16 protein-coding genes are annotated in these 18,929 nt (G+C 63.0%); 15 read left to right on the top strand and 1 reads right to left on the bottom strand.

Going from position 1 to position 18,929, the window contains the following annotated elements:
* Positions 1 to 9 precede the first annotated feature (9 nt).
* The 8 genes from AC3IQ7_RS17485 (at position 10) to AC3IQ7_RS17450 (ending at position 10,884) form a co-directional block, all read left to right on the top strand.
* Positions 10 to 195 (top strand): DUF2783 domain-containing protein, encoded by a 186-nt coding sequence (locus AC3IQ7_RS17485; RefSeq protein WP_099377313.1) that lies wholly within the window; start codon positions 10 to 12, stop codon positions 193 to 195.
* Positions 192 to 1,496 carry a homogentisate 1,2-dioxygenase gene (gene hmgA / locus AC3IQ7_RS17480; protein WP_489206825.1) on the top strand — a complete coding sequence of 435 codons (1,305 nt, stop codon included), beginning with the start codon at positions 192 to 194 and terminating at the stop codon, positions 1,494 to 1,496. The genes AC3IQ7_RS17485 and hmgA overlap by 4 nt, the downstream gene beginning before the upstream one ends.
* A 317-nt stretch (positions 1,497 to 1,813) precedes the next feature.
* Positions 1,814 to 3,496, top strand: a complete 1,683-nt coding sequence (locus AC3IQ7_RS17475) for an amidohydrolase family protein (RefSeq protein ID WP_489206824.1) — start codon at positions 1,814 to 1,816, stop codon at positions 3,494 to 3,496.
* A gap of 53 nt (positions 3,497 to 3,549) precedes the next feature.
* On the top strand, positions 3,550 to 4,413 hold the full coding sequence (locus AC3IQ7_RS17470) for a hypothetical protein (protein ID WP_489206823.1): 864 nt from the start codon (positions 3,550 to 3,552) through the stop codon (positions 4,411 to 4,413).
* Between the two features lie 179 nt (positions 4,414 to 4,592).
* Positions 4,593 to 5,783 (top strand): sigma-54 interaction domain-containing protein, encoded by a 1,191-nt coding sequence (locus AC3IQ7_RS17465; protein ID WP_489206822.1) that lies wholly within the window; start codon positions 4,593 to 4,595, stop codon positions 5,781 to 5,783.
* Positions 5,784 to 6,028: 245 nt separating this feature from the next.
* On the top strand, positions 6,029 to 7,108 hold the full coding sequence (locus AC3IQ7_RS17460; RefSeq protein ID WP_489206821.1) for an LLM class flavin-dependent oxidoreductase: 1,080 nt from the start codon (positions 6,029 to 6,031) through the stop codon (positions 7,106 to 7,108).
* Between the two features lie 27 nt (positions 7,109 to 7,135).
* The gene (locus tag AC3IQ7_RS17455) at positions 7,136 to 8,290 is read left to right on the top strand and encodes an LLM class flavin-dependent oxidoreductase (protein WP_099377307.1); all 1,155 of its coding nucleotides are present in this window, start codon (positions 7,136 to 7,138) and stop codon (positions 8,288 to 8,290) included.
* 221 nt (positions 8,291 to 8,511) lie between these two features.
* Positions 8,512 to 10,884, top strand: coding sequence for a TonB-dependent receptor (locus AC3IQ7_RS17450; RefSeq protein WP_489206820.1), 2,373 nt, complete (start codon positions 8,512 to 8,514; stop codon positions 10,882 to 10,884).
* Positions 10,885 to 10,933: 49 nt separating this feature from the next.
* On the opposite strand, the gene AC3IQ7_RS17445 is transcribed toward AC3IQ7_RS17450, so the two are convergent.
* Entirely contained in the window at positions 10,934 to 11,986 is a 1,053-nt protein-coding gene (locus AC3IQ7_RS17445; protein ID WP_489206819.1) for an ABC transporter substrate-binding protein, read from the bottom strand.
* Positions 11,987 to 12,211: 225 nt separating this feature from the next.
* On the opposite strand from AC3IQ7_RS17445, the gene AC3IQ7_RS17440 reads away from it, so the two are divergent.
* The 7 genes from AC3IQ7_RS17440 to AC3IQ7_RS17410 are packed head-to-tail and all read left to right on the top strand — an operon-like array spanning position 12,212 to position 18,905.
* On the top strand, positions 12,212 to 12,961 hold the full coding sequence (locus AC3IQ7_RS17440) for a class II aldolase/adducin family protein (RefSeq protein WP_489206818.1): 750 nt from the start codon (positions 12,212 to 12,214) through the stop codon (positions 12,959 to 12,961).
* A gap of 22 nt (positions 12,962 to 12,983) precedes the next feature.
* Positions 12,984 to 14,063 (top strand): ABC transporter substrate-binding protein, encoded by a 1,080-nt coding sequence (locus AC3IQ7_RS17435; RefSeq protein ID WP_489206817.1) that lies wholly within the window; start codon positions 12,984 to 12,986, stop codon positions 14,061 to 14,063.
* 10 nt (positions 14,064 to 14,073) lie between these two features.
* Positions 14,074 to 14,916: an ABC transporter permease gene (locus tag AC3IQ7_RS17430; RefSeq protein ID WP_489206816.1), complete on the top strand. Its 843-nt coding sequence runs from the start codon at positions 14,074 to 14,076 to the stop codon at positions 14,914 to 14,916.
* A complete protein-coding gene (locus AC3IQ7_RS17425) occupies positions 14,913 to 15,677 on the top strand; it encodes an ABC transporter permease (RefSeq protein ID WP_099377301.1) in 765 nt (254 codons plus the stop codon). The genes AC3IQ7_RS17430 and AC3IQ7_RS17425 overlap by 4 nt, the downstream gene beginning before the upstream one ends.
* Positions 15,670 to 16,935 (top strand): MFS transporter, encoded by a 1,266-nt coding sequence (locus AC3IQ7_RS17420; RefSeq protein ID WP_489206815.1) that lies wholly within the window; start codon positions 15,670 to 15,672, stop codon positions 16,933 to 16,935. Before AC3IQ7_RS17425 ends, AC3IQ7_RS17420 begins: the two co-directional genes overlap by 8 nt.
* Complete coding sequence (locus AC3IQ7_RS17415; protein WP_489206814.1) at positions 16,932 to 17,813, top strand: ABC transporter ATP-binding protein; 882 nt, start codon at positions 16,932 to 16,934, stop codon at positions 17,811 to 17,813. The genes AC3IQ7_RS17420 and AC3IQ7_RS17415 overlap by 4 nt, the downstream gene beginning before the upstream one ends.
* Before the next feature lie 33 nt (positions 17,814 to 17,846).
* On the top strand, positions 17,847 to 18,905 hold the full coding sequence (locus AC3IQ7_RS17410) for an ABC transporter substrate-binding protein (protein WP_489206813.1): 1,059 nt from the start codon (positions 17,847 to 17,849) through the stop codon (positions 18,903 to 18,905).
* The last annotated feature ends 24 nt before the right edge of the window (positions 18,906 to 18,929 follow it).

Here is an 18,929-nt window from a genome sequence, read left to right as displayed (position 1 = left end):
GGAGACAACATGACCGATATCGAACTGGATAATTTGTACACCGAGCTGTGCCATACCATGGGCGGCCTGGGCGAGCAGCGCTCGCCCTTGTTCCTGGCCCGCTTCGCCTTGCTGGCCATGGGCGCCATCGGCAAGGCCGACGTGGTGCAGGGCTTGCTGCGCGACGCGGCCGACGGCCTGGCGGAGGGGGCATGATAGGCGCCGGCTACCAAAGCGGCTTCGGCAACGAATTTGCCACGGAAGCCGTGCCCGGCGCCTTGCCGCAGGGGCAAAATTCTCCGCAGCGGGCGCCATTGGGCCTGTATGCGGAACAACTCTCGGGCACGGCCTTCACGGCGCCGCGCGCGCAGAACCGGCGCTCGTGGCTGTACCGCATCCGTCCCGCCAGCCAGCATCCGCCATTTACCCTGGCTGAAAATACCCGCATCGTCAGCGATTTCCACGCCATGCCCCCCACGCCGCCGAACCAGCTGCGCTGGGACCCGCTGCCGCTGCCCGACAGCGCCACGCCGGTGGACTTCATCGATGGCTGGCAGACGATGGCAGGCAATGGCAGCGCAGAAACGATGAGCGGCTGCGCCATCCACGTGTACGCGGCCAACCGTTCCATGCAGCGCTTCTTTTATTCGGCCGATGGCGAATTGCTGGTCGTGCCGCAGGAGGGCAGGCTGGCGATCGCCACGGAACTGGGCCTGATCGAACTGGAACCGCAGGAAATCGCCGTGATTCCCCGCGGCGTGCGCTTCCGCGTGACCCTGCCCGATGGCGCGGCGCGCGGCTATGTCTGCGAAAACTTCGGCACGGCTTTTCGTTTGCCCGATATGGGGCCCATCGGCTCGAACGGCCTGGCCAACAGCCGCGACTTCCTCACGCCGCACGCGGCGTATGAAGATATCGACGGCGCATGCGAACTGCTGGCGAAGTTCGGCGGCCACTTGTGGCGCACGACTCTCGACCATTCGCCGCTGGACGTGGTGGCCTGGCATGGCAACTACGCGCCCTATAAATATGATTTGCGCCGTTTTAATGTCATCGGCTCGATCAGCTACGACCATCCGGACCCGTCGATCTTCCTCGTGCTGCAGGCGCCCAGCGAAAATCCGCTGTTCGGCGCCATCGACTTCGCCATCTTCCCGCCGCGCTGGCTGGCCGCCGAGCACACGTTCCGGCCACCGTGGTTCCACCGCAACGTGGCCAGCGAATTCATGGGACTGATCCACGGCGTGTACGACGCCAAGGCGGCCGGCTTCGTGCCGGGCGGCGCCAGCCTGCACAACTGCATGTCCGGCCATGGCCCCGATGCGCAGACCTTCGAAAAAGCGTCGCACAGCGACACATCCGCGCCCGTGAAGGTGGGCGACACCATGGCCTTCATGTTCGAGACGCGCACCATCCTCAAGCCGACACCATTCGCGCTGGACGGCGGCCTGCTGCAAAACGACTACTTCGCGTGCTGGCAAGGCTTGCGCAAGCATTTCGATCCGGACCAGGGGTAGTCAAATGTTGGTCACGCAGCCCGCGTCCCCGTATGCGGGCTGGCGAGCCCTTTGGCAACCGGTCATCTGTCGTGGTTGCTCCGCTGTTTGCCGCAGCACCTGTCCATGCCTGCGCAATAAATCTTGCCAAGTTGAAATTATCAATATACCATCCCCCTTGCATCGAGCACGCGATTTTTCTGTATTCCTTAGTCGAAGAAATGAACTGCTGAAAGGGCTGCATGGACCACTTTCCGGAGAATTTTTCCCGTCGTCGTGCCCTTCGAGGCATCGGTGCCCTTGCCGTTGGTACAAGCGTCGGCTTGTCAGGCTGTTGCTTGTTCAAGCCACGCCCTTTGGATTGCGTCAACAGTCCCGACATCAACCTGCCGACGGGGCCTTTGACCATCGATGCTCACTGTCACATTTTCAATGGCACGGATATTCCTGTCATGGACTTCGTGGGAAAAGTGATGGTTGGGGAGGCCAGCCCGCTGGGGCCTGCGGCAATGGCTGTCGGTGCGCTGCTACAAGGCCTTGCGTGGTCATTGGCGCCTTCCGGTGACATGGAGCTGGAGACGCTCCGGGAGTTGTCCCCAAAACTGGCCACTTGCACAAGCGAGCAGGCCAAGATGGAGGTCATTTCCCGGCTGCGGCGAGACGCATACGCAGCCGGTACTGCGTCCTTGAAAGCTGCTGCGGCTACCTCACCCCTATACTTGCCATTCATTCGAGAAAAGCAAAGCAAGCTTCTTATTCCCGATATGCAGACACGTCTGCAAGTCGAGGCCCTGGAAATTATTGACAAGCTTCCTGCCATGATTCCCGATCTGGATAAAGACTCTCCCGAGCCATTGGACATGCTGAGTGGAGACAGGTCGGTGATGGGTGTCATTAAATTCATCCTTCAGAATTTCCAATACCGGTATGTAAATATTCAGCAATATCTGCGCACATTTAATGTTCCCGGTGTGCGCATGGTGGATCTCCTCATGCCCAGCATGGTCGATTATTCGTGGTGGATATCAAAGGGGAAACCAACAGCGACTTCGCTCGAAACGCAGGTCCAGGTCATGGAGCAGTTGTCCATTCTGACGGGAGGGGGAATGCACGGATTCGTGCCATTCTGTCCGCTGCGAGAAGTGGCGTTCAGCAAGGGGAAATCAGCGACCAGTTCTTTTGACCTTGTCCAGCGCGCGCTTGAAGAACATGGATTTATCGGCGTCAAGCTATACCCGCCAATGGGCTTTGCCGCGCTGGGAAATCAGTATATTCAAGATGTGGAGCCGGATTTCTGGAGGCGTCGTTGGTTGCCGGAGTGGGTACAAAATACCCCTGATTTGGGAAAGTTGCTCGATGACGCCTTGCGCCGGCTATATGACTACTGTCAAAAGCATGGTGTACCGATCATGGCGCACACGGGTCTTTCTAACGGACCCAGCATGGCCTTCAAGAATCTGGCGGGTTCCAAATACTGGGCGTGCGTCTTGAAGGAGTTTCCACGCCTGCGTGTCAACTTCGGACATTTCGGCGATACGTCCATCGTGAAGGACCAGCGTGCAGGTTTCTCCCTTGCGGAAGCATTTGCAAAGGAGATGAATGCAAGCGGACCAGGAGAGTTCGCATACGCCGATGCCGGATTCTTTACCGAGGTGATATCGGACCAGCCTGAACTCAAGGCGGATCTGCAAAAGCTCTATAACCTTACCGCCCCAAAGGGCTCTGCATCGTTGGCGAACCGCTTTCTATATGGCACAGACTGGGAAATGAGCCTGACTGCCAGCTCAATTGGAAGTTATCTGAGCGACTTCATGAAACTTTTCAAAGAGCTTGAAGAACTGCCATCTCTTAGCGGCGAAACCGTGACGACGCTCTCGAACAAATTCTTTGGCGATAACGCTGTACGTTACGCTGGCTTGTCCCGAGGTGGGGAAACGCGGTTGAGGTTGCAGGCATTCTATGACAAACACGGCGTAAAGCCGCCTGCCTGGCTCTTGAAAGTGGATGGTCGATTCAGTTAGCGAAGCATGGTGCGGATGTCCGAAATGCCATTTTCAAAACTTGGAGATTATCGATGTTTAACAGATTCCAGCATTCGCTTGCCATCATTTTCTCGCTCATGGCTATGGGCGCCTCGGCAGCGGATATCGATATGGAAAAACTCCAGCAAGAAATTCCTGCGGCAAAAGATGAATCCATATCCGTTATTTGTGAGAGATGCAATTCTGATTTCAAGATAAGCGAGCATAAAATCCTTCTGGATGGCCTGAGCAGCCGGAAGTATGTGCGTCAAATGCAAATTGCACTCTACATGCAAGATATAGTGCATCAGACAGCATCAAAGGCCCACTTCGACAACTGTGATTTTTCCGGAGCGATCGCTTATATTGCGCAACTTAAAGCCGAGCTGGACGAGCACGCTGAAGCGGCCACGATTCTGCTCATGGCAAAGAAACCATTGTTGGTGAATCTGGAGTTGAATCTGGCTTTTCTATCCCTGGGACAGGCGCTGCATGGAATTCAGGACTTCTATGCTCACACGAATTATGTCGAAATCAATATCGATGATGCCAGCGCTTTATCGGACTTCAAGGTTGTCAAAACCTGGGGAAACCAGGCAGAAGAGAATGTGAAAAAATGGCAGGAGGCGGGTCTGACATCTGGATACGTGAGCTGGGGAACACCAAAAAAATGCGCGGCTCCCTACGAAACGCATGGAGAGATGGCGAAAGACTCAAAGGAAACTGATCGGGGGAAAAAAGCTATTTCAAAGTTTGGTAATGTCACCCATTTTGAAGTGGCTCAGCGACTTGCCAAAGATGCCTCAAGGCAATTTATTCTTGATGTATTCGCGGAGTGGCCAATTTTAAACGCGGTAAGCCAGGGAACGATTAAACTCGATGTGCTGGTCGACGGCAGAGCGACCGTTTTGAGGTAGCGGCGAAACAAATCCCGGCAAGGCCAGGGTTGAAGCCGGGGTAGATGACGCTATCGCCAAAGTGCACCGTTCACGACAAAACAGCGCCCGTTCCCGGCACTGTGCATATGCAAAATCCGGATAAGCAAGCGCAGCACCATTCGTTCACGCCTGGAGATGGCGCGCGGTATAGTCGGTCCATGGAACTCTTAGCCCACAATTTCAGCAGCGATTTCGCGCGCAGCGCCCACCTTGCCCGTGGCGCCAGCGCCGACGATGATGGTGCGCTCGTCGCCTTCCGCGACCCGCAGCAAATGAGCTTGCTGGTGCGCGCCACGGCCTTTGTCTTTGCCGACCCCCGTTCGCGCCAGTTGCACGAGCTGATCGAACGCATCGCCCCCAGCGAGGCGACGGTGCTGATCACGGGCGAAACGGGGACTGGAAAAGAACTGATTGCGCGCCACGTGCACGGCTTGAGCGGGCGCGCCGAACAGACCTTCGTGGCGATCAATTGCGGCGCGTTTTCCGAAACCCTCGTCGAGAGCGAACTGTTTGGCTATGAAAAAGGCGCATTTACGGGCGCCCAGCAGGGTAAACCCGGCTGGTTCGAGACGGCCAGCGGCGGTACCCTGTTCCTCGATGAAATCGGCGACTTGCCGCTGGCGATGCAGGTCAAGCTGCTGCGCGTGCTGCAGGAGCGCGAAGTGGTGCGCCTTGGCGCGCGGCGCGCCATCCCCATCGACGTGCGTCTGATCGCCGCCACCAACGTGGACCTGGCCGAAGCCGTGCGGGCCGGGCGCTTCCGCGAAGACCTGTATTACCGGCTGCAGGTGATCGGCCTGCCGCTGCGTCCCTTGCGCGAGCGTCCGGGCGACATCATGCCGCTGACGCGTCACTTCATGGCCATCTATGCGCAGCGATTGCACCTGGGCGAGGTGGAGCTGGGCCTCGATGCGCAAGAGGCCTTGCTGGCCTATCCATGGCCGGGCAATATTCGCGAACTGGAAAACGTCATCCACCGCGCGCTGCTCGTCTGCCGCAGCGGCGTCGTGCGCTCCGAGGACCTGAGTTTGTCGGGCTGGCACAGGGCGCCTGCCGCCGCACCTGTTTCTGTACCCGGTCCAGAGGTCTGGGCCGGCGGCGCCGACATCGCCTACGCGGCCCACGGCGCGGCCGCACAGGACGATTTGCTGGCGGCCGAGCATTTTGCCCGCGCCTGGCAAGCCTTGCTCGACTCGGGCGAAGCCGTGGAGTTCGAAGCCATGCAGCAGGAACTGGTGCGCGCTGCGTGGGAGCGTAATGAGCGCAACCAGGTGCGCACGGCAAAACACTTGAACCTGAGCCGCAACATCCTGCGCACTTTCCTGAAAAAGGCGGGCGCCATCGACTAGATCCTATGACTTTTCCCCTGGAGCCGGACCCGCAGCGATGCGGCTCCGGCTTTTTTCATGGCTGCTGCGCGCGCAGCATGCTGCTGCCCTGGCTGCACCCGGTTGCTGCCAAATCAACAGCGAATGGCGCTGTTGGGCCTATGCGGCATGGCATGTTTTCTGCGAGGAGGGAAGGGCAGGCCGCTGCGCGCAAGTATCCAATGCGCGCAGCGGCGTTTTCTTCGACCCACGACAGGAGTCCATGCATGACCATAGAATTTATCTGGCAATTGCCCACCAGCGGCGATGGCCGTTACGCGGCGCCCGGCGTCACGCGCCGCGGCGAGCGAAACGCTGGCGCGCCCAGTCCCTTGCAGGCGGGCGTGAGCGACCCGCGCGGCGCGCGTCCGCCCTTCAATTATTTCGATTACCTGCACCAGATCGCCCGCGCTGCCGACCTTTCCGGCTTCAACGGCATCCAGGTGCGCCACGATACGCAGGGTGATGAAAGCTGGATCGTCGCAGGGTATTTGGCGCGCAGCACGCGCCATTTAAAGCTGATCGCCGAATTCGACGCGGCCTGGGGTTCTGCCGTGTACGCGGCAAAGAACGCCGTCAGCTTCCAGCGTTTCACGGGCGGACGCTTCGCCTGGCAGATCGGCCACGGCGGCGATGCGGCAGCGCGCCGGCGCCAGGGCGATGCCGTACCGGACGCCGACATTTTGCCGCGCATCGATGAATTCATCACCGTGGCGCGCGGCGTGCAAAGTACTTCGCCGTTCAGTTTCAAGGGCAGGTTTTTCGAAGTGCAGGACGGCGGCTTCAAGGGCCCGCTGGCGAACCATCCTGTCAACAGCATCTACCTGACGGGGGAATCGACGGAGGCGCTGGCCCTGTCGGCGCGCCAGGCCGACGTTCACGTGTTCGATGCTGCACCGCTGGCGGATTTGTCGCCCGCCATCGCCGGCCTGCAAACGCGGGCGCGCCAGCTGGGCCGCGCCGTGGCTGCGGGCTTGCGCATCGACGTGCTGGCGCGCGAAACGTTCGACGAAGCCTTGCGCGACGCGCGCCGCTACCGTGGCGGGGCAGGGCTGCCCGACGATGCGCCATTCGACGGCAGTGCCGCAGCCTTCTGGCCCGGCTTTGCGCAAGCGCAAACGGGCGCCCACGGCACCCTGGTCGGCAGCTATGCACAGGTCAGCGCGGCGCTGGAAACCTACGCGCAGGCGGGCGTATCCAGCTTCGTGCTGGCGGCCATTCCCCATTTCGAGGAAGCCTACCGCATCGGCGAACACGTGCTGCCGCTTGTGCGCGCAGCGTTGAACACGCAACGGCAAGCAGCCTGAATCCCCTTATTTGAAGGAGTACCCCACATGGCAATCGATTTTTTCTGGCGCATCCCCACGCATGGCGAACCGAGTTCGCACCGCGCCCGCACGCCGTTTCGCGGCGACTGGTTTCCCGGCAATGACAACCTGCGCCAGGCCGGTCTCGGTGGCGGCGGCGCCGATGGTTTCAGCTATATCGACTACCTGGCTGAAATCGCCCGCGCCGCTGAAATATCGGGCTTTCAGGGCGGTTTGATCCCGTCCTTCCCCATGACGGACGAACCGTGGGCCATTTCCGCGCTGCTGGCGAGAGAAACGACCACTTTCCGCTTCATGATCCCGTTCCAGCCCGGCTTTTTGAACCCCGTGGTGGCCGCGCGCATGACGGCCAGCCTGCAACGGGCCACGGGCGGCCGCGCCCTGTACAACGTGATCACGGGCGGCGGCGGCCCTTCGCAGCTGTGGTGGGGCGATTCGGCCGGCCACGATGACCGTTATACGCGTACGACGGAATTTCTCGACGTGGTGCGCGGCGTGTGGCGCGGCGGGCCGTTTTCCTACCAGGGCAAGTTCTACCAGGTGGAAGACGCGGGCCTGGCCACGCCGCTGTCGGAGCAGGATTTCCCCGAGATTTACTTTTCCGGTTCGTCCGACGCGGCCCTCGGTTCCGCCTCGAAGCATGCCGACTACTACCTGACGTGGCTGGAACCGTTCGAGCAGCTGCGCGAGAAATTCGCCCGCGTGCATGAAAAGACGGCGCTGCTGGGCCGCAAGATCAAGTGCGCAGTGCGCGTCGACATCGTGGCCCGCGCCACGGAAGAAGAGGCGTGGGACGAAGTGCGCAAGGGCTTTGACGCCGTGGACCCCGCCACCCTGCGCCAGTTCCTCGGCGCCGATGGCGGCGATTCCGTGGGCGCCGCGCGTCAGCGGGGCAACCGCCCGACCACCCTGAACAGCTACAAGGACTTGATCACGGCGCCCAACATCTGGTCCGGCTTCAATCTGCTGCGCGGCGGGCAGACGCAAGGCATCGTCGGCAGCTACCAGCAAGTGGCCGAACGCCTCGACGAACTGGTACAACTGGGCGCCGACGCCTTCATCCTGGCCAGCACGCCGCACCTGGAAGAAGCGTACCGGGTGGGAGAGGAAGTGCTGCCCCTCGTGCGCGGGCATACATCGGCGTTGTTGCGCGCCGCCTGACCTTCACACTGTTGCCGCGACAGCAGCGTCACCGCCTGCTGTCGCGCAGGCAGCACGCGGCAGCGCCGCTGCTGCCAAATCAACAGCACTATCGTGACGATAGTCTTCCTTTTAAATCAATCACTTAACGATGATTTTGCTGCGCCGCGGCAGCGGGCATGCGCCTTGCAATGACAGTCATCACTATCTCGCGTTTTGACTTTACTCAAGGATAATCACCCATGCGCCGTTCGACTGCCCCCGCCGCCTTCTCCTCTTTTCCCTTTCATCTGACGCCAGTGCGCCGCGCGCTGCGCTCGGCCTTCGCCATCGGCGGCCTGATGCTCGTCCATGGCATGGCCCATGCGGAAGCGCCTGGCGCCGATGTCATTGCCGCCGCCGACGCGAACGGCGCCGGCGAGGGCACCTCGCTGCAATCGGTGACGGTGACGGCGCAAAAGCGCGAGGAATCGGCGCAGAAGGTGCCCAGCGCGATCACGGTATTGGGCGGCAAGGAGCTGCTCGACACGGGCATCGGCCGCTCGGCCAGCGAAATCCTCAATTACGTGCCGAACGCCTCGGCCGGCACGCAGCAGCATGGCCGCCCGCGCTGGTGGATACGCGGCGTCGGTGCGGGCCAGCAGCAGATCGATTTCCCAAACCCTGTCGGCTTTTACCTCGACGACGTCTACATCAGCAATTCCAGCGCCACGGGTTTCCCCTTGTTCGACCTGGACCGGGTGGAAGTGCTGCGCGGGCCGCAAGGCACCTTGTGGGGCAAGAATACGACGGGCGGCGCCATCAACGTGATCTCGCGCAAACCCTCGTTCAAGTCCAGCGGCTACGCCAAGCTGGATTACAGCAGCTACGACACCAAGCTGGCCGAAGGCGCCATTGGCGGCGCGCTGGTCGACGAGGTGCTGGCGGGGCGCTTGTCCTTCCACACGGAGCAGCAGGACAAGGGCCGCTTCCACAATCAGTTTACGGGCGAGCGCGATGGAAAGCTCAAGGACAGCGCCATCCGCGGCCAGCTCAAGGCCCTGATCGGGCGCGACCTGACGGCGAACCTGAACCTGCATTACCGCGACTACACGACCAAGGGCGCCACCACCACCGTGGCCAGCTATGGCGCGAATGGCATCTACCGCAATGGCTACGTCCCGAGCACCAACCCGGATGACGTCAGCACGAACGCGCCGGCTGACAGCGACGTGACGCAGGGTGGTGCGCAGCTGAATCTGGAATACGCGCTGGGCGAGCTGACCCTGACGTCCATCACCGGCTATGAAAATTTCAGGAACGAAGCGACGGGCGACAGCGACAACACGCCGCTGGAAGTGGGCCGCAGCCGCTCCAAGGCCAGCAGCCGGCAAGTGTCGCAGGAGCTGCGTTTGACGTCGCCGCAAAACGGCGCCGTGAGCTGGGTCGCCGGTTTGTTCTACTTCAATGAAAAGATTGATTCCGATGCGGCCGGCGCGCGCCTGCCCAACGGTACCGTGCCGGCGCTGGCGGGCAGCACGCAGCCCGTCGGCTACAACCGCACGCTCTACCAGCACAAGGCGCGCAGCGCGGCCATCTTCGGCAGCATGACCGTCAACTTCAGCGAGCAGTTCCTGTCCACGTTTGGCCTGCGCTGGACGACGGAAACCAAGGATCTCGACTTGCAGCGCGTGCAGGCCGCATCGAATTCGGTGACATTTGGCGATGCGGCCAACTGGTGGAACACGGTCCGGGGCGGCAATTACGGGGCCGCATCGGTGGCCAACAACAACTTCACGTCGAATCCGTCCACCACGTGGAATGCGCTGACCTACGACGTGACGCCCGAGTACCGCTTCAGCCGCACCCTGCGCGGCTACCTGAAATACGCGCACGGCATCAAGTCGGGCGGCTACAACACGAGCGCCACGGACGTGCGGGCACTGAATACGGTGAAGCCGGAAACCCTGAACTCGTTCGAGGCGGGCGTCAAGTCCGAATGGCTGGACGGGCGCCTGAATTTCAATGCCAACGTTTTTCACTATGACTACAAGAACGTGCAGGTGAATATCACGGGCGTGTACAACGGCGACCCCACGCAAAGCGTCAATTACCTGCAAAACGTGCGCAAGGCCCACGTGAATGGCGCGGAATTCGAGATCGAGGCACAGCCGACGGACAACCTGCACCTCAACGCCAATATCGGCCTGCTGCGCACGGAATTCGACGATTTCGCCATCCAGAACAATGGCGGCGACCGCTCCGGCAATGAATTCGTGCGCTCGCCCCACGTGACGGCCTTGCTGGCGGCCGACTACCGCTACCCGCTGGGCGATGGCGCGCAGCTGGTCTTCAGCGGCGACGTGCGCTACACGTCGAAGCAGTATTACTATGTCGACCCGCAAAACGCCGCGCGCGACTTGCTGAACCAGGGCGGTTTCGCGCTGGCCAATGCGCGCCTGTCGTATGTGCTCCCGGGCGGCAAGCAGCGCATTACGGCGTATGCGAACAACCTGGCCGACAAGGTGTACCGCAACCACACCTTGACCAGTTTCGTGCCGGGCGCCGTCAACGGCGACACCGTCATCATCGGCCAGGGCCGAACGGTGGGCGCGTCGTACACGATCCAGTTCTGACCCTGATTGCCTGATGCAGAAAGGCCGGCGCTTGCGCCGGCCTTCTCATTTAAGCTGCCTGCCGCAGCAATGCCTCCAGGCGCCGCTGTGCCTCCTCCAAAGGCCGGCGGTCGATCCAGCGCTCGATATCCACGTCGCGGTCGAGGAAACCGTGCTGCAGCTGGAAATCCTTCTGCTGGCGGAACAGGGCCACCTTGTCATCGGACAGGTCGGGCGCCAGGGTCAAATGAAAACCATCACGGTAGGCTTCGGCCACGGCGTCGGCGCCGGCCCGCGTTTCGCCCTGCAAGATGGCGAGCACGTCGGCCTGGTGGCTGCGGGCCCAGTGCGCGGCGCGCAGGGTTTGCGTCAAAAAGCGCACGACCAGTTCGAAATGCTGTTCCAGCATGGATGCATGCACGGTGATCGGGCGTGGCGTGCCGTTGTTCACGCGGAAGCGCCGGTCGGGCAGGGCGTCGATGTCGATGCCCACTTCCAGTCCCGCCGCGCGCGCCGCTTCGGCCGCTGCCGCGCCTTTCACGTAGACGGCATCGACTTCGCCGCGCAGCAGCGGCGCGATGCCTTGCCACAGGCCCGCCCCCAGATTGGCCGATGCCTGGGCGTCGGCCCCCACTTCCACCAGCTGCACGTCGTCGAGCGTGAGGCCGGCCGACGCCAGCACGCCCTTGTAGCCGGCCAGGCTCATGCCGCGCGCAATGCTGCGTCCGCGCCGGTTCTCGCGCAAGTCCTCGGCGCGGAACACGGGCAGCGCCAGGCGCTTCCCCTGCAGCTGCGCCGGCGTCGTGATGCCGGAACCTGGGCGCACGAGGATGGCTTGCCATTCGTCGATCCAGGTCAGGCCGATCAGGCGCGTGGGTGCCCCTTGCGCGCGCGCCGGCAGGGCCAGCAGGTTGCCCCCTTCGCGCACGAGCGTGGACAGGCCGTGGTCGTAATGGTGGCGCGCCAGTTCGCCGCCCACTTCCTGCAGGGTCTTTAACGCGATGCCGTCGCGGGCGAATTCCTCGTCCAGCCAGCCCAGTTTATAGGCCAGGCCCGTGGCCGTGGGCACGGGGCAGCGCGTGAACCAGACGGTATCGACGGCGGGAGATGGTGCGGTAGTCATGGGACTCCTTCGTGGTGGGTGGAGCCTGGAACCGTGCAGGAAACGTGCCCGCGCCGCGTGCTGGCTTGACGACAGCGCGTGGCGACAACGCTGCTGCCACGCCAGCAGCCGCTGTTGCGCAGGCAGCAGCGCTCCACCATTTTTGCGGCCCTGGCGCTGGCACGCGTCTTGCGAACGTAGAGGCATGACTGACCCGTATTCCAACCCAAGCAAATGGAGCATGACATGACGGACGTGGCACAAGCGGAAGCACAACAAGTACAGGTGCAGGAGTTGACGGCGGCCGAACTGGCCTTCGTGGAGCAGGTGCGGCGCGATGCGCAGATCGCCTTCGACGGCTTGCGCGAGACGGGCAGCCTGACGGCCAATGGCACGGTGGGCTTTGTCGAACGCACCCCTGGCGGCGACAAGGTCGTGGTGGTCAACGATCCCGGTCCGTTCCGCCGCGGCCAGCCATTGAAGGCGGCCGTGCTGGCGCTCGATGGCACGGTGCTCGCGGGCGACGCGAATAACGGCGGCGCGCGCTACTTAAAGCTGTTCCGCGAGCGGCCGGAAGTGACGTCGATCTCGCACGTACATTCGCCGTCGCTGGGCGCATGGGCGCAGACGCACCGCACCCTGCCGATCCGCTACGTGCCCGTGCAGCGCTTCCAGCTGATCCGCGAAATTCCCATCTATATCGACCGCCGCCAGCCGGAAGTCGATTTCATCCTCGGCGAAATCGCCCGCAACACGCACGCGACGGCCATCCTGGAAGCGAATGGCGGCGCCACCGTGTGGGGCAAGCAGGGCTTGCTGAAGCTGGCTGAATTCATCCTGCTGCTGGAAGAGGGCGCAAAAATTCAGATTTCGGCCGAAGCCATCGGCGGTTCGCGCGATTTCGGTCCCGGCGTGCTGCTGCAGCAATGGAAGATGAGCAAGCTGATCGACACGGCGCGCGCGCTTTCACTGCTTCCTGCCACCGACCTGGTGTAACCCTTTCAAGAACAGGCCCGAGATGTCATTGAAATTCTTACGTTTGAGCTGGCGCAAAGTATTCGCTACCGCCGTGCTGGCCAGCCTGCTGGCACCCGCCATCGCGCTGGCGGCCGCCGCCGAGCCTCTGCCGGCCGCCGTGCGTATCGCCGTCGTGGCACGCACGGCGCCGTCCGGCAAGACCGTGTTTGCCGGCTCGGCTGCCCAGGTGGCATCAACGGGCTGGCTGGCGGCCGAACTGGGCAAGCTGGGCGTGAAGCTGGAATGGGTGCCCGTCACGACCAATTCCGTGGCGACGCAAGTCAACGAGGCCTTTGCCAACCACTCGATCGACCTGGCCCAGTATGGCGATCTGCCATCGATTATCGCCAATGCCTCGGGCTTGACGACGCGGCTGATTTTGCCGGGCGGCAGCGCCAACAATACCTATCTGGTGGTGCCGAACGGTTCCACGGCCAGGTCGATCAAGGATTTGAAGGGCAAGAAGATCGCCTTGCACCGGGGCCGGCCGTGGGAATATCCGTTTGCGCGCCTGCTGGAAGCGAACGGCATGAGCTTGCGCGACGTCAAGATACTCAACCTCAATCCGCAGGCGGGTGCGGCGGCCGTGGCGACGGGCGGCGCGGATGCCTTCTTTACCCTCAGCGACGCTTTCCTGCTGGAAGATAAAAAGGTCGGCAAGATCATCTGGTCGAGCAAGGCGCCGCCGCAGGACTGGAAGATGCGCGCCGAACTGTGGGCCGACAGCGGTTTCCTGAAAAGCTATCCGCAACTGGCCCAGCTGGTGGTGACGGCGTATGTACGCGAGCACCACCGGGCCGCCGGCGCTGGCGGCGAAGACGAATACGTGCGTACTGAAGCGGCGGCAGGTCAGGTGGAGAGCGTCGTGCGGCGCGAACTGGCGGGCGACCATACGCCATGGCAGGCGCGCTGGTCGCCCTTGTTTACGGCCAGCCTGCGCCAGCACTACGTGGGCGAGGCGGCGTATGCGAAGAGCGCGGGCCTGATCGGGCGGCCCCTGCAAGTCGACAGCCTGTTCGCGCCCCAGTTCGTCAACCAGGCGCTGGCGCAGCTGAAGCTGCAAACTTACTGGTCGCCATGACGGGGGGCATATGAATACTCTTGCCAACGCCATCGCCTTGCCGCGCGCCCCTGCGCCAGTGCGCGCCGCCGCTGTGCCCTGGCTGCAGCGCTTTATACGCTCACGCTGGTCCGTGTGGGCATCGCCGCTGGCCTTGCTGCTGCTGTGGACGGCCGCCACCACGTTCGAGTGGATGCCCGCGCACATCTTGATGTCGCCCTGGCAAGTGCTGCTGACGGCCCGTGACCTGGCCGAGAGCGGCGAACTGGGCCAGCACCTGGGCATCAGCCTGTTCCGTCTGCTGGCCGGCTTCGGCCTGGGCGCCAGCGCGGGCCTGGCGTTTGGCGTCGTGCTGGGGCTGTCGCCTGGCTTGCGCAGCTATGTCGACCCCACCTTCAATGTCTTGCGCCAGCTGCCCACGGTGGCCTTGATCCCCCTGTTTATCTTGCTGTTTGGCATAGGTGAGAGCTTCAAGGTGTTTATCGTGGCCAAGGCCAGTTTCTTTATCGTCGCGCTGGCCGTGCATGACGCCATCCGCAACCTGTCGCAACGCTATTTTGAGGTGGCGCAAGTGTATTGCTTCTCGCGCTGGCAGCGCATCCGCCTGATCGTCTTGCCGGCCATCGTGCCGGCCGCGCTGACGGGCATGCGCATTGCCCTGTCGCGTTCGTGGATGGTGCTGGTGGGCGCGGAATTGCTGGCTGCCGACAGCGGCCTGGGTCAGATGATGGAAATGGGCCGCCAAATGTTCCGCCTCGACGTGGTGATGGTGGGCGTGGTGCTGACGGGCGTGATCGGCTTTGGCCTGGACCGGCTCTGTCATGCGCTGGAAGCACGGCTGATGGGCTGGAAGCGTAATGGGGAGTCCATATGAAACAACGTTTGATCCAGATCATCAAGGGCGCGCTGCTGCCGCTGGCCTTGCTGGGCGCCTGGCAATGGGCCTCCGGTCAGGGCGCGGCGGCCGCATATATCTTCGTGTCGCTGGGCGACCTGGCGCACAGCCTGCGCGACCTGGTTTTGACGGGCGAATTGTGGGTGCATTTGCGCGCCAGTTTGGGCCGTACCTTGGCCGGCTTGCTGCTGGGCGGCAGCGCCGGCATCGTCACGGGCGCGCTGATGGCGCAGTCGCCGCTGGCGGACCGATTGATCGGCCCGTTGTTCCACAGCATCCGCCAAGTTCCGTTGCTGGGCCTGATCCCCCTGCTGGGATTGTGGGTGGGCAATGGCGACGGCGCCAAGCTGCTGGTGATTGCCATCGCCGCCTTTTATCCTACCGTGCTCAACACGTATGCGGGCATGCGCCAGGTGGAAGGACGATTGCGCGAAGTGGGGCAGGTGCTGACCCTGACGCGCTGGCAGACCCTGCGCCAAATCTTGCTGCCGGGCGCCATGCCGGCCATCGTCACCGGCGTCACGCATGCGCTGGCGTTTGCCTGGCTCGCGTGCCTGGGCGGCGAACTGCTGTTCTCTGCCGGCCCCGGCATGGGTTCATTGCTGCTCAATGGCGAAGTGTCGGGCCGCATGGACGTCGTCCTGCTGGCCGTGCTCGTGATCGCCTTGCTGGCGCAAGCGATGAACGTGGCGTTTGCGCGGCTGGCGCGTTTGCTGGTGAAGGGGCGCAGCAGTGAGTGAATCGTTGCCATTCCAGCCAGACGCGGCCGTCAGTGCCCGCGAAGGCGAGCTGCGCGCCTTTCTGCTGCGCTTTATCGGCCTGACCCTGCTGTCGGGCGTGACCATCGGCATGAACAAGGTGCTGGCCACCTTGCTGGGCTTGCATCTGCACGTGAGCAATTTCCAGCTGGCTGCGATCAGCAGCGCGGAAACCCTGGCCATGGCGCTGGGCACCATACCGGCCGGCTACATCTTGTCGCGCGGCAACCCGAAGCATCTGTATGCAGGCGTCAGCCTGAGCCTGGCACTGGCGTTCTGCGTGCTGCCGTGGCTGCCCGGCTGGCAATGGGTGGCTTTGCTGATGTTTCTCGTCGGCCTGTGCATCTCGCTGCGCATCGTGGCCATGAGCACGGTCTTCCTTGTGCGCCTGCCGGAACTGGGGCAGGGCAAGGCGGGCTGGTACAAGGGAACCTTGATCCTCGGCATGCAGTTCCTCGGGCCCTTGTGCGGCAACTACCTGATCGCGCAGCTGGGCCTGAAGGCGGGCTTTTTGATCTCCGCTCTCATGTTCGCCATTTTGGCCGTGCTGGGCTGGCAAGTGTTGCCCAGCAATACGGCGCCGCGCAAGCTGGATGGCCAAGCCTTGCTGCCCGGTGCGGCCAGCCTGCGCGAACTGCTGCGCCTGCCTATCGTGCGCGTGACTTACCTGTTCGAAATCCTCGCCAGCTTCACGGCGTCCAGCGTGGGCGTGTTTTCCATCCTGCTGGCCATCCGCGTGCTGCACTGGCCTGCGCATCACTCCGTCTGGCTGATGGCCGTGCAGGGACTCAGTTGCGTGCTCGTGCTGCTGTTCCTGGGGCGTTTCGTGTTGGCCAGCCGCTATCGCGAGCAATTGTATGGCGGCGCGCACCTTGCCATCATGGCGGCCATGCTGATCCTCGGCCTGTGGCCAAACAGCATCGCCTACCTGGCTGCCTCCGTGCTGCTGGGCCTGGGCCTGGGCGTGAATAACCTCGTCAATACAGACAATATCGCCCGCGCGCCAGTCGACAAGGCCCGCGTTTCCGCCCATTTGACCCTGTTCGGCATGGTGGGCGGCACGGCTGGCGCGCTGGCGGCGGGACGCCTGGCCGACCTGACGGGGCTGCGCAATGTGTTCCTGATCTGGCTATTTCCCTGGCTGGCCGCCTGGCTGGTGTTCCACGGCAGCCGCTGGCTGCGCCGGGCGCCGCCCGCCGCCATTCCTTCCCTCGCCCCCACCGCAGAGAGTGCGCCATGAATGATTTCGTTTCCCCCTCGGCCTTGTCGCCGCAAAAGCAGCACCTGAGCGGCGGCTTGCAAGTGCAGCACGTGAGCAAGTCGTTTTCGCTGAAAGGCGCGCCGCTGCCCGTGCTCGACGATATTTCGCTGACCATCGCCCCCGGCGAATTCGTCGCCATCGTGGGCGCGTCCGGTTGCGGCAAGTCCACCTTGCTGCGCCTGCTGGCGGGTCTGGACACGGATTACACAGGCTTGCTGCTGCACGATGGCGTGCCCATCCGTGGCACGGACTTGCACCGCGGCCTCGTGTTCCAGGACCACCGTTTGTTTCCCTGGCTGACGGTGCAGCAGAACGTAGCCGTGGCTTTCAGCAATACCAAAGTGCCGCTGGCCGAGCGCGACGCGCGCGTGACGGCGGAAATTACGCGCGTGGGCCTCGACGGCTATGCGGATGCCTATCCGCATCAGTTATCAGGCGGCATGTCGCAGCGGGCCGCGATTGCCCGCGCCCTCGTGGGGCGGCCCGACGTGCTGCTGCTGGACGAGCCGCTGGGCGCGCTCGACGCGCTGACCCGCTTGCGTTTGCAGCAGGAACTGCGTCGCCTGTGGCAGGACGAGGGCATCACCATGGTGATGGTCACGCATGACATCGATGAAGCCGTCTACCTGGCCGACCGCATCGTCGTGCTTGATGCGCGGCCCGGCAAGGTGCGCCGGGTGCAGGACGTGCCGCTGGCCCACCCGCGCCAGCGCGGTTCGCCCGGTTTTGTGTCCATCCGCGATGGATTGCATGCGGATTTCAGCGATCTGGACGAATCGCATGCGCCCGTGGCGCAGGAAGAACACCCCAGCAGCTTGTGGGATGGCAATGAATGGGCGCGCAGGATGGCGCTGTAGTTTTTTTGATATCCATCAACCTGGAGATACACGATGAGCAATAACAACGTACTCGACACCCTGTGGTACACGCGCTGCCCCGTCCCGACGGGCCTGGGGATAGCCCTGCAGCAAGGCTGGCTGGAAGAAGCCCTGCGCGCCGAAGGCACCAGCTTGCGCTCCTTGCGCGAATCGGAGCAGGAAGCCGTGCGCGAATCGCATTTTGACCATACCTTGCAAAATTCCGTGCGTCACGGTGGCAATATTCCCGCCCTGTGGGCGCGCGCGGCGGGGCGTGACACCCGCGTGATCGGCCTGTCGTGGTCGGATGAGACGCAGCTGATATTGACCTTGCCCGGCAGCGGCATCCAGTCGGTGCGCGACTTGAAGGGACGGCGCTTCGGCTTGCCTTTGTGGGCCAAGGCGCAGATCGACTTTGCGCGCGCGCAAGCCTTGCGCGGGCTGGAAAATGCGCTGAGCCTGGAAGGGCTGGCCGTGTCCGATGTAGAACTGGTCGATTATGTGGTCAACACGGGCCAGAGCGAGGCGGCGCCGGAGAAGGGCGCGGCAACGAACCTGTTCAGCGGCGCGCGGCGCGGCGGGCAAAGCCCGGAACTACTGGGACTGCTACGGGGCGAGGTGGACGCCATTTTCCTGAAAGGCGCCTCAGCCGCCCAGCTGGCGCAGCAGTTTGGCTTGCACACGGTGATCGACACGGGCATCCATCCGGAACCCTTGATTCGCGCCAACAACGGCACGCCGCGCACCCTGAGCGTCGATGCGCACTTGCTCGACAACCATTTCAGTTCCGCCGTGACCCTGGTCGACCAGGTGCTGCGGGCCGAAGCGTGGGCGCGCGGTCACGCGGACGAGACGCGGCGTTTCCTTGCGCGCGAATCGAATGCCAGCGAGCACTGGGTGCAAGTGGCGTATGGCAAGGATGCACATTTGCGCCTGGACACGGACCTGGCGGAAACGTCGGTCGCGGGCTTGCAGGATTTCAGCGATTTCCTGTTCCGTTGGAATTTCTTGCCCAGCAAGGTAGACGTGCGTGCCTGGATCGACCCGCGTCCCTTCGAAGCGGCGCTGGCGCAGACGCGCCGGGCGGCTTGAGCGGGAAGTACGTCAACAGTGGCC

The organism is Janthinobacterium sp. GL_088 (assembly GCF_057837845.1).
This window is presented reverse-complemented; position numbering and strand designations above follow the sequence as displayed.

Coding starts and splice junctions, on each gene's coding strand:
- AC3IQ7_RS17485 (WP_099377313.1), top strand. CDS start 10: ATGACCGATATCGAACTGGATAATTTGTACACCGAGCTGTGCCATACC.
- hmgA (WP_489206825.1), top strand. CDS start 192: ATGATAGGCGCCGGCTACCAAAGCGGCTTCGGCAACGAATTTGCCACG.
- AC3IQ7_RS17470 (WP_489206823.1), top strand. CDS start 3,550: ATGTTTAACAGATTCCAGCATTCGCTTGCCATCATTTTCTCGCTCATG.
- AC3IQ7_RS17465 (WP_489206822.1), top strand. CDS start 4,593: ATGGAACTCTTAGCCCACAATTTCAGCAGCGATTTCGCGCGCAGCGCC.
- AC3IQ7_RS17460 (WP_489206821.1), top strand. CDS start 6,029: ATGACCATAGAATTTATCTGGCAATTGCCCACCAGCGGCGATGGCCGT.
- AC3IQ7_RS17455 (WP_099377307.1), top strand. CDS start 7,136: ATGGCAATCGATTTTTTCTGGCGCATCCCCACGCATGGCGAACCGAGT.
- AC3IQ7_RS17450 (WP_489206820.1), top strand. CDS start 8,512: ATGCGCCGTTCGACTGCCCCCGCCGCCTTCTCCTCTTTTCCCTTTCAT.
- AC3IQ7_RS17445 (WP_489206819.1), bottom strand. CDS start 11,986: ATGACTACCGCACCATCTCCCGCCGTCGATACCGTCTGGTTCACGCGC.
- AC3IQ7_RS17440 (WP_489206818.1), top strand. CDS start 12,212: ATGACGGACGTGGCACAAGCGGAAGCACAACAAGTACAGGTGCAGGAG.
- AC3IQ7_RS17435 (WP_489206817.1), top strand. CDS start 12,984: ATGTCATTGAAATTCTTACGTTTGAGCTGGCGCAAAGTATTCGCTACC.
- AC3IQ7_RS17430 (WP_489206816.1), top strand. CDS start 14,074: ATGAATACTCTTGCCAACGCCATCGCCTTGCCGCGCGCCCCTGCGCCA.
- AC3IQ7_RS17425 (WP_099377301.1), top strand. CDS start 14,913: ATGAAACAACGTTTGATCCAGATCATCAAGGGCGCGCTGCTGCCGCTG.
- AC3IQ7_RS17415 (WP_489206814.1), top strand. CDS start 16,932: ATGAATGATTTCGTTTCCCCCTCGGCCTTGTCGCCGCAAAAGCAGCAC.
- AC3IQ7_RS17410 (WP_489206813.1), top strand. CDS start 17,847: ATGAGCAATAACAACGTACTCGACACCCTGTGGTACACGCGCTGCCCC.